This window comes from Niallia sp. HCP3S3_B10, from assembly GCF_052064465.1.
In the GTDB taxonomy this organism is placed as follows: Bacteria; Bacillota; Bacilli; order Bacillales; family Cytobacillaceae; genus Niallia; species Niallia hominis.
On the sequence record NZ_JBQHVO010000092.1, the window covers coordinates 1 to 12,439 of the forward strand.

Here is a 12,439-nt window from a genome sequence, read left to right on the forward strand (position 1 = left end):
AGATGTATCTAAAGTCCAGCGGACAAAGATTCATAGAATCCGAGGAAGGAACAGAAATATTTGAGGAATTGCTCCAACAAACGAATATCCAACACCTTGTCATGACTGGAAATAAGGAGAGAATATACAAGTTTCTCGGATTAGTAGAGAAATCAGAAGTAGTAGTAAAGGAAATAGAAAAGACAGAAGGTATGGTTCCTCCTGTAAAAAGTAGCAGATTGGAAATGAAAGATTGGACCATTGAGCAATGTGTTCTATGGGAATTAAAGGATGCCGTCAATCAGATGCTTAAAATACCTAAAGAGAAGTTAGATGTAAAGGAAAACCTTGCAGATTTCGGTTTTGACTCCATAAGTCTAGGTGAATTTGCCAGAGTATTGAGTGATCGTTATGAGATTAATATAACACCTGATTTATTTTTTAGTTATCCAACAATGGACAGATTAAGTAATTACTTAATCGAACGTTATGCTGATGAAATGAAACAATTATATCAAGAGGGTGAGGAAGTTTCTCTTGCGAAAGCAGAGGTTGCTGTAACCATAGGTGAAGATATAAAAAGTAAGGGAAGAAAGATAAGAAGCGACCATTTTGGTAGAACATCTTCTTATGCTAGAACAGAGGAGCCTGTAGCAATTATCGGGATGAGTGGAAGATTCCCAGAGGCCCGAAGTGTGGAGGAACTATGGTCCATACTGGTTGACGGAAGAGAAGTTATACAAGAAGCGCCGCAAGAACGTACTGAATGGTCTGAGGATGATAGAAAAGATAAAAAATTTGGGGTTGTGCCTGGAATGGCAGAATTTGATCCTTTATTTTTTGAAATAGCACCTCGTGAGGCGGATTATATGGATCCAAGACAACGGTTATTACTTCAGGAAACATGGAAAGCACTAGAGGATGCAGGCTATGGATCTAAGTCATTTGAAAATGAGAAGGTGGGCATGTTTGTAGGAATAGAGGATGGAGACTACAAATCCTTGGTTGATGGTGAGGGAAGGATTACCTCCAATCACAACGCAATACTTGCAGCTCGACTTTCCTATTTCTTAAACTTAGGCGGACCAAATATGGCTATCAATACAGCATGTTCCTCGAGTCTAGTAGCTGTACATCAAGCATGTCAGAGTCTTCGGAATGGAGAATGTGATACTGCCATTGTTGCAGGCGCCAATCTTATGATTACTTCTGAAAGTTACAATGGTATGTATAAAGCAGGAATGCTGTCAGAAGATGGAAAGTGCTATGCCTTTGACAAACGGGCAAACGGAATGGTACCAGCTGAGGCGATTGGTGTCGTCGTATTAAAAAGACTATCGAAAGCAGAAGTAGACCGGAATCCTATCTACGCAACTATTATGGGAAGTGGAATCAACTATGATGGGAAGACGAACGGAATAACGGCTCCAAGTGGAAGTTCACAAAGTAGGCTCATAAAAGAAGTGTATGATCGCTTTAAAATTAATCCACAACATATGGAATATATTGTTTCTCATGGGACGGGAACAAAGCTTGGGGATCCTGTAGAAATAAATGCACTGGCAGAGGCGTTTAAAGATTTTACAATAGAAAGCAATTGTTGTGCACTGACATCTGTCAAGCCGAATATCGGGCATACCCTTGCGGCCTCAGGAATAGTAAGCCTTATTAGCCTTGTTATGGCTTTAAAGTACGAAACGATTCCCGCAAGTATTAATTGTGAGCAACTAAATGATTATATTCACTGGGAAAATAGTCCGTTTTATGTTAATAGAGCGAATAGAGAATGGAAGGATAGAGATGGAAAGAAACGACTTAGTGCTGTTAGTTCTTTCGGTATGAGTGGTACAAATGCCCATGTCGTGGTACAGAGTTATGTTTCTAACAGAAAAGAAAGAAAGTATCCGACTGATTCAAAAGAAGTACCATACTATTTACTTGCATTATCAGCAAAGAAACCGGAATCATTACACCAGAAAATTCATGACTTAAAAGTGATGTTTGAGCAAAATCAGGATATGAAGCCATCAGAATTAGCGAATATAAGCTATACATTGATGGAGGGAAGACAACATTTTCGTTATCGCTTTGCTGTAGTAGTAAGGAATGTAGAGGAGGCCATTCGAGTATTTAGAAATATGGGCGATGATGGAAATCTACCGAACTTGTTTAAGGGATCGGTAGACAGGCATTTTACCGCTCAAGCAGCTATGTCTAAATCTGTGAAGGAATTAATAGAGCGGTGTCAAGAAGTAGAAGGGAATCCTAAAATGTATAAAGAAAATCTTTATGCATTGGCTGAATATTACTGCTTGGGGTATGACGTGTCATGTGAAGTGCTTTTAGGTAATGTAGAACTAAGGAAAGTTAGCCTACCTACTTATCCATTTGTGCGGGAAGAATATTGGAAATCCAATAAACAAAAAGTACAGTTAAGTACTGTAAATACTGGGGTGATACATCCTCTCTTGCATCAAAATACATCTAATTTTTATGAGCAGTGCTACAGTTCAGTCTTTTCAGGAGAGGAATTCTTTCTGAAAGATCATGTTATCAATGGGAATTGTATACTGCCTGGAGTTGCCTATTTGGAAATTGCGAGAGCAGCTTTCCATTATGCAATGGGAAGCAATTACAAGGACTATGTTGGAATTAGGTTGAAAAACATAGTATGGATTCAGCCTATCACAATTATAGATAAAGCAGTCAAAGTTAATATAGGACTCTATCCAGATAATAATGATGAGATTGCCTATGAGGTATATACTGAATCAAAAAATCAGAAAGAAGGATTTACAGTTCACAACCAAGGAAAGGCTGTAGTAATAAAAAGACAGGAAAAAACTGTATTAGATTTACAGTTTATTACGGAACAGTGTAAAGAAGTGATAAGTGCAGAGCAATGCTACGAAACATTAAGAAGGATGCAGATGGAATATGGACCTGGTTTTCGAGGAGTTGAAGAAATTAGGGTAGGTAATAGCCTAATTATAGCTAAGGTTAAATTACCTGAAGCGGTAAAAAACACATCAGAACAATTCTTACTACATCCTAGTATTCTGGACGGAGCATTACAAGCCTCTATTGGTTTTGTAATTAATGCTATTGAGACTAAGCCAAGTGTGCCATTTGCAATTGAAAATCTGGAAGTATATAGACATAGTGAAAGTGAAATGTGGGCTGTTATAAGAAAAGCGAATATTAGTGATGAAAGTAGAGTGGTGAAGTATGACGTCGATCTTTGCGATAGTAAAGGCAATGTATATGTACGTATAAATGGCTACACTTCTCGAGTGTTAGAGGGAACTAAAAAGAAAGAAATAGTACCGCAAACAAGAATTATGCAAATTGACTGGGAAGAAAAGCAAGTTACAGAAAAAAAATCTGAATACAAGAAGCATATTGCGATTTATTGTGATTCAGAGAGTGTTCCCAGTGAAGATGACTATAAGGAAGAAGGAATTAATACTGTAGTAAAAAGTATAGCTTTAAATAGTAGAGAAAGTAGCAAAGATATCCGATTTCAAACCTATGCTATAAAAATATTTGAAATAATTAAGGAAGTACTTGTGAATAAACAAAATGATCATGTATTGCTACAAGTAATAGTACCTAGGAACGATAATTCTAGGTTATATGGTGGATTTGCAGGAATGTTAAAGACTGCCTATCATGAGAATCCGAAAATCACCACAAAGCTAATAGAGATAGATTCAAAAGAAAGTAATGCCAATCTCCTATCTATTATGAAAGCTGAGATGCATAATCCAGAAGACAAACATATTAGGTACCAGGAAGGAAGTAGGTTTGTTCCTGTGTGGAAACAAGTGGAACCATTCGAGAAGAATAATACACCATGGAAAGATCAAGGAATATACCTTATAACTGGGGGAGCTGGTAAGCTTGGGTTGATATTTGCTAGAGAGATAGCAGAACAAATAACCCAAGGAACAATTATTTTAACGGGACGATCACCAGTAAGTAATAGCCTAAAAAAACAGATTAGTGGACTTCAGAAAATGGGGATTTCATGCAAATATATTCAGGTAGATATAACTAACAGTGTACAAGTTAATGAATTAATTAACATCATTATGGAGGAATATGGTAATTTAGATGGCATTATCCATGGAGCAGGTATTGTTAAAGATAACTTTATTATAAAAAAGCATACAGAAGAATTTAAGGAAGTTCTAGCTCCGAAAGTAACAGGAACGGTTAATCTCGATAAAGCAACAGCTGATATTAATATGGATTTCTTTATATTATTCTCTTCCATTTCTGGAAGTCTGGGGAATGCTGGCCAGTCTGATTATGCAACAGGTAATGATTTCATGAATAGTTATTCTAAATATAGGAATGAGCTAGTCAATAAAGGAATACGAACTGGAAGAACCTTATCCATTAATTGGCCGTTATGGCAGGAGGGCGGAATGGGTATTACCGCTGAGACAGAGAAATTAATGGAAAAAAATACTGGATTAATCGCAATGTCAACTGATGTAGGAATTCAATCCTTTTATGAGAGCTGGGCAACTGAAGCAGATCAAGTAATGTGTCTAAATGGAGATATAGATAAGTACATGAACTTGATTCAAAAAAGTGAGCCTCATGTTGTTCAGATAATAAAAAGCCAAGAAAATATGGCTAGTATTAATGAAACAAATCATGGGATTATGAAGGAAAAGACTGCACATTATATAAAGAAGCTTTTATCAGGAACACTTAATTTACCAGTAAGCCAAATAGAAACAGATGCGCCAATGGAAGAGTATGGAATAGATTCTATTATGACTATTGAGCTAACCAACCAACTAGAAAAAATATTTGGTTCCCTTTCAAAAACATTATTTTTTGAATATCAAACGATAGGGGAATTGAGTGAATATTTTATGAATTCATATAGAAAAGAGTTAAATGCACTATTAGGAATAGAACAAAAAAAGGCTACATCACATGAAAATATAAGTGGGACAGAAGTAAAAGAGATGCCTGACCAAATAGTAGGAAAATCTATAAGGGCAAGATTTATGAAACAGCAGGTAACAAACGTGATGGATGATGAGGAGATAGATATTGCTATTGTTGGGATTTCTGGAAAATACCCTCAGGCAGCTAATGTATCTGAGTATTGGAGTAATTTACGAAGTGGTAAGGACTGTATTAGCGAAATACCAAAAAATCGATGGGATTATACACCTTACTATGATGAAGATAAAAACAAGAAAGGAAAGATATATAGCAAATGGGGTGGTTTCATAGAAGGAATGAAGCAGTTTGACCCACTGTTCTTTAATATTTCTCCAAAAGAGGCTGAAAGAATGGATCCTCAGGAAAGATTATTTCTTACAAGTGTGTACGAATTATTGGAGGATGCTGGTTACACCCCTGAAGAACTGAGACGAAATAGTAGCATTCTAGGTAATGTTGGAGTTTATGTTGGAGTCATGTATGGTGAGTATCAGTTATATGGTGCTCAGGAACAGAGCAAGGGAAGTCATATTGCCTTATCAAGCAGTGCAGCATCCATAGCTAATCGGATATCCTATTATTTCAATCTCCATGGACCAAGTATAGCGTTAGACACGATGTGCTCTTCTTCCTTGACAGCTATCCATCTGGCATGTGAAAGCTTGAAGCATGGTGAATGTAAAGTAGCGATAGCGGGAGGAGTAAATTTATCTATCCATCCAAATAAGTATTTACTACTTTCACAAGGGAAATTTGCTTCATCTAAAGGTAGATGTGAAAGTTTTGGAGAAGGTGGGGATGGATACGTACCAGGAGAAGGTGTTGGAGCCGTGATGCTCAAGAAGCTTTCAAAAGCGAAAGCGGATGGAGACCAAATATATGGTGTTATTAAAGGAACCGCAGTAAATCATGGAGGAAAGACAAACGGATATACTGTGCCTAATCCTAATGCGCAGAGTGAATTAATAGGAAGAGTGTTAGAAAGTACTGGGGTCAACCCTAGGACAATTAGTTATGTGGAGGCTCATGGAACAGGAACTTCATTAGGTGATCCTATCGAAATCACAGGGTTATCACAAGCGTTCAGAAAATATACCGAGGACAAACAATTCTGTGCAATTGGATCTGCTAAGTCAAATATTGGTCATTGTGAAAGTGCGGCAGGAATTGCTGGATTAACTAAGATATTAATGCAGATGAAGCACGGAGAAATTGCACCTTCATTACATTCACAAACATTAAATCCTTATATAGATTTTGAAAATTCACCATTTGAAGTCCCACAAGAAGTAAGGGAGTGGAGAAGACCAGTTATAGAGACGAATGGTATAGAAAAGGAATATCCAAGAAGGGCAGCAATATCTTCATTTGGTGCTGGAGGGGCAAATGCGCATGTGATTGTAGAAGAATTCCAACAAACGGAAGTGTCTGGGGTTGTTTCAAGAGATCAACAGCAAACTGAAGTCATTATCCTGTCTGCCAAAAATAATGAACAGCTGAAAGAAAAAGCAAAAAGATTAAAGGCGGATATAAGAACTAATAGATATAAAGAGGAAGATCTTACATCCATTGCCTATACACTCCAAATAGGAAGAGAGGCTATGGAATATAGAATGGGAATGTTGGTTTCTAATATACAACAGTTAGAGGACAACTTGGATAGATTCCTGAAAGGCAATACAGAGATAGATGATTTCTACTTAGGAAATACAAAGGGTAGTAATGAGAGTATTGTAGTATTGGAAAATGATGAAGATATGAAAAAAATCATAAAATTATGGGGAGAAAAAGGAAAGTATGGTAAGTTACTTCATTTCTGGGTAAAAGGACTCGGTATTGATTGGAACATTATAAACCACAATGATAAGCCATACAGAATCAGTCTACCTACTTACCCGTTTGCAAAGGAAGAGTACTGGATTCCTAATTTTGAGGAAAGACAGTCTTCTAATATTAAAAAAGTTGGAACGATACATCCATTAGTTCATCAGAATACGTCAGATATTTATGGGCAACGGTTTAGTTCTTGGTTTAATGGGACAGAAAGTTTCTTTAAGTCTGCTATTAATGAGAATGAAAGTATTTTGGAAAATGCAGCACACATAGAGATAGCTCGTATAGCTTCCTCTCTATACATTAATAATGAACTTACTAGTCTTGTATTAAAAGATGTAATTTGGAACGAGCCAGTTACAATAAATGAACATTCCAACAGAATAAATATTGTTTTGTATGATCAAGACAATGAAGAAATTGAGTGGGAAATATATAGTGAAAAGGATATGAGTGGAGAAGAGTACATTGTAAGTAGTGAGGGTATCGCGATGGTTCGAGAAATAATTGAATCTGACAAACTTGAATTAAATGCTCTAGAACTACAATTTCCATCTAGACTTTATACGTCACTGGTAGAGCAAATTAACATTAGCTTAGAGTTTAATAGTTACATTGATGATATATGGACAACGGATGAAAGGGATGTTGAAGGGGCATTTGAACTTTTAGTTAAGCTCAACCATCCTATTTCAACCATCCATGAAGGGTTCCGAAACTCAATAGTAGTAGATCCATCTATACTTGAGTCATGTTTACAAGCTGTTCAAATATATATGGATAAGCAATGGCATGGCACAAAACTTCTATCAATGAAGGAAGCAGAATTTATAACTGGTTCGGACTATCCTATTTGGGGGAAGATTCATGTTCATCAGATGAATATTATTGAACCCAATGTTATTGAGGTAGATATAACTTTTTATGATGAAACTGGTAATGTTGCAAGTATTCTTAAGGGACTGAGATATTTAAGTAAAAACTAGGGCGAAAGGGGTTGAGCCTTACTCATGAATGAAAACTCTCATATCCACCATAAACAATCAGTAAAGGGTAGCAATCAAACGAATAATATAATCGGAAACGAACAAGATAACTCAATAATAATTCAGTCTCCAATGAAAGGTTTAAGGTCTGAAATGGAAGGAAGGACTTTAAAGGAATGTGTACTTTGGGAAATAAAAGAATTAATTAGTCAAGTCCTTGGGATTCCGAAAGATAAATTTTACTCAGATGAAAATCTTGCTGACTATGGTTTTGATTCAATAAGCTTAGGTGAGTTTTCAACCGTTTTGAATAACAAATATAGCATAGATATGACACCAGATGTGTTTTTTGGATATCCAACTGTAGATAGGTTAAGTGAGTATTTATTAAATAAATATAATAAAGAAATGGAAGAATTTCACTTAGTGGGTAAAAGAGAGGTCGATATAGAGTTTAAGAAACCTATTGATTCAATAAGTAGAGAAATAGGGAATCAGAGGAAAAATAGTGGAAGTATGCGTACTAGCAAATTAGTAAGCTCACATAGAACAGATTCCATAATGACGTTTGAGGAAATATGGCAGAATACAGAATTAGTCATAAATGAAAAGTCTATTCGAAGCATAGTTATTTTTGTGACGAATGAAACCAGTCGTCAAGTGATAGGAAAGAAAATAAAACAACTTAGCCCTGATACAGAACTATTCTTCATCCGATGTGGGGATCACTATGAAAAAAAATCGACAAACAGTTTTACCGTAAATGAAGGAGACAAGAGCGGTTATATAACAAGTTTTAAGGAGATTAAGGCATCTGTTGGTAATGTGGACGCTGTACTTTATATGTGGCCGATTGAAGACGGAAAATGGATCACGGATCCAACTGGAATATTATACATGCTTCAAGGAATGGCAGAGGCTAGGGTGAAGACTAAAAGGGTCTTAATTGCAGGAGGATATAAAGACGAGCTGGAACGCAGTCATATAGAATCCTGGATTGGAATAGAGCGTTCCACTGGATTAATTATGCCAGGAACAAAGATTAGCATAGTCATTGCTAACTGTGAAGAGACAGGTTCTGTCGATTGGGCAGAACTTTTGTGGAAGGAATTGCATGCAACTAAAGCAGAAAGTGTATGGTATCGTGGCAACCGTAGAAAAGTAAGCAGAATCCGTCCAAAACAAATAGAGAAAAATACAAAAAATGTGCCCCTTAAAAAAAGGGGGGTCTACCTTCTTACTGGTGGAGTGGGTGGACTTGGAATGATTTTTTCTCGTTGGCTGGCAGAAAAGTATCATGCAAAATTAATCCTGATCAATCGTAGTAGCTTGGAGTCAAAGAAAGATAAGCTGAAACAATTACAAGATATAGGCGCAGAAGTTTTGTATTTCAGTGCAGATGTTTGTGATTCAGAGCAGCTAAAACGAGCAGTTCAGGCTGGAAAAGAACGTTTTGGAAAAATAGATGGTGTTATTCATGCTGCAGGAATAGAAGGAAAAGGAAGCATATTAGAGAAAAGTATGGAAGACTATCTTCGATGTTTGGGACCAAAAGTACAAGGAACGCTTGCCCTTGAAGAAGCATTACAGGGAGAAAAGCTAGATTTCATGTGTTATTTTTCTTCTAGTTCCGCCATTATTGGGGATTTTGGTAATTGTGATTACGCTGTTGGAAACAGATTCCTTATGAGTTATGGGACATATCGTGATAAAGCAGATTACACTGGAAAGACTGTCGTCATCAATTGGCCGCTATGGAAGAGCGAAGGAATGGGCTTTGCTGATGAGGAAGGAAGTAAGATGTATCTCAAGTCCAGTGGACAAAGATTCATAGAATCCGAGGAAGGAACAGAAATATTTGAGGAATTGCTCCAACAAACGAATATCCAGCACCTTGTGATGACTGGGAACAAGGAGAGAATATATAAGTTCCTCAGATTAGAAGAGAAATCAGAAGTAGCAGTGAATAAAGTAAAGGAAAAGAAAAAAGTTATGGTTTCTCCTGGTAAAGGGAGAAAATCGGAGATGAAAGATTGGTCTATTGAGCAGTGTGTGCTTTGGGAATTAAAGGATGCCGTCAATCAGATTCTTAAAGTACCAAAAGAGAGGATGGATGTAGAGGAAAACCTTGCAGATTTTGGATTTGATTCAATAAGTCTGATTGAATTTGGTAATAATATCAGTAGCCGATATAAGTTAAATATTACACCTGATGTATTTTTTGGATATCCAACGTTGAAAAGGTTAAGTGGATATTTGCTAGATAAGTATATTAGGGAAATGGAGGGATACTATAAAGAAAGTGAGGAAAAAGTTAATTTAAAAACAAAGAATGTTACCAATATTATTTATACACCAGATGGGAAGAAGAAAAGAAACTCAAGGCGTAAACGATTTAGTAATAATTCAACAATTAAAGAAGAACTAGACCCGATTGCAATCATCGGAATAAGTGGAAGATTTCCAGAGGCAAGGAATGTAGCAGAGCTATGGTCTATACTTGTTGACGGAAGAGAAGTAATCAAAGAAGCACCATCTCTGCGTACTGAATGGACAAAGGAGGATGGAAAGGAAAAGAAATTTGGTGTTCTTCCAGGTATTCCAGAATTTGAACCTTCCTTTTTTGAAATATCACCACGAGAAGCCATGAGTATGGACCCTAGGCAAAGATTATTACTTCAGGAAACATGGAGGGCTCTTGAGGATGCGGGCTACCGTTCCCGTTCATATGATAGTAAAAAGGTCGGTATGTTTGTAGGAATAGAGGAAGGAGACTACAAATCATTGGTTGATGATGAGGCGAGTATTACCTCTAATCATAACGCTATACTTGCTGCGAGACTTTCTTATTTCTTAGACTTAGAAGGGCCAAATATGGCCATCAATACTGCATGTTCTTCGGGTCTTGTTGCTTTACATCAAGCATGTCAGAGTCTTCGGAATGGAGAATGTGATACGGCCATTGCCGCAGGAGCGAATCTCATGACTACTCCTGGTAGTTACATAAGTATGAGTAAAGCAGGAATGCTTTCGGAAGACAATAGATGCTATGCTTTTGACAAACGGGCCAACGGAATGGTACCAGCTGAGGCTATAGCTGTAGTGGTATTGAAAAGACTTTCAAAGGCAGAAGCAGATAAGAATCCTGTTTACGCAACCATATTAGGAAGTGGCATTAACTATGATGGAAAGACAAATGGAATTACAGCTCCAAGTGGTCCTTCACAAAGCAATCTCATAAAAGAGGTATATGAACGCTTTACTATTAATCCACAAGATATGGAATATATCGTTACTCATGGAACGGGGACAAAACTTGGGGATCCTGTAGAAATCAATGCACTGGCAGAGGCGTTTAAAGATTTTACAGAAGAAAGCAGTTATTGTGCACTGACATCTGTTAAGCCGAATATTGGGCATACTCTGGCTGCATCTGGAATAGTAAGTCTTATTAGCCTAGTCATGTCATTAAAACACGAAACGATTCCCGCAAGTATCAATTGTGAGCAACTAAATGATTATATTCATTGGGAAAACAGTCCGTTTTATGTTAATAGAGCGAATAGGGAATGGAAGGATAGAGGTGGAAAGAAGCGACTTGGTGCTGTTAGTTCTTTCGGCATGAGTGGTACAAATGCTCATGTAGTGGTCCAAAGTTATATTCCAGAAGAAAAAGAAAGAAATCATCAGACTAAATCAAAAGAAATTCCATATTATTTGCTTGCCTTATCAGCAAAAACACCAGAATCATTACAGCAGAGAATACATGATATAAAGGTGATTTTTGAGAGGAAACAGGATATGGGACCATCAGAATTGGCAAACATAAGCTATACATTGATGGAGGGAAGACAACATTTTCAATATCGATGTGCGATAGTAGTAACGGATACGAAGGATGCTATCCTACTACTTGGAGAAGCAGGAAGTAACGGAATAGGATCAAATTTGTTTAAGGGAACTGTATCAAGAGACTTCACTGCTGAAACAGCCATAACTAAATCTGTCAAAGAATTAATAGAACGGTGTCAGGAAGTAGAAGGAATTCCTAAAACCTATAAAGAAAATATTGGTAAATTGGCAGGTTATTATTGTTTGGGATATGAGGTGTCTTGTGAAAAGCTTTTAAGTCAAGTTAAACCAACTAAAGTTAACCTTCCTACCTATCCATTTATAAAAAAGGAATATTGGGTAAATAAAAAGATTAGTCGAACTCTTTCGAAAAATAATGATTACAATCAGTCAATAGATGTTAGTAAAGAAACGAGGGAGTATTCCAAAGTTTTCTTTCAGCAGAAACAAGTTGAACAGAAAAAAGATAAAATTGAAAGTAAAAATGAGCCAACAGTAAAGTTGAAAGAAGTAGAATCCTTATCATCTAACGAAAGGATGATAACTACCAAGTTCACACGCATAGCTCTAAATCCGTTAACTGTGTCTTCAGGTTTCTCTAGTAAAGATAGTTTGGATATAAAGAATAAAAAAGCAGTGGCACTTTTAGAACTACCATCCCAAGAAAAATCGATACAAAATGATAAAGTAGAGATACCGAAAGAAAAGTTACTGAAAGAAGTTTCTAAAAGTTTAGCAGAAGAACTGTATATGGAGGAAGAAGATATTGATTTGGAAAAAAGTTTTATAGAGTTGGGTCTTGATTCAATTGTGGGAGT

At 36.7% G+C, this 12,439-nt stretch carries 2 protein-coding genes; both read left to right on the forward strand.

Annotated features, from left to right (window positions below; genetic code table 11):
- The first annotated feature begins 68 nt into the window (after positions 1-68).
- On the forward strand, positions 69-7,769 hold the full coding sequence (locus ACTNDN_RS23550; RefSeq protein WP_441132444.1) for an SDR family NAD(P)-dependent oxidoreductase: 7,701 nt from the start codon (positions 69-71) through the stop codon (positions 7,767-7,769).
- A 24-nt stretch (positions 7,770-7,793) separates the two neighbouring features.
- The coding region (locus ACTNDN_RS23555; RefSeq protein WP_441132446.1) for an SDR family NAD(P)-dependent oxidoreductase at positions 7,794-12,439 on the forward strand (4,646 nt) is incomplete at its 3' end.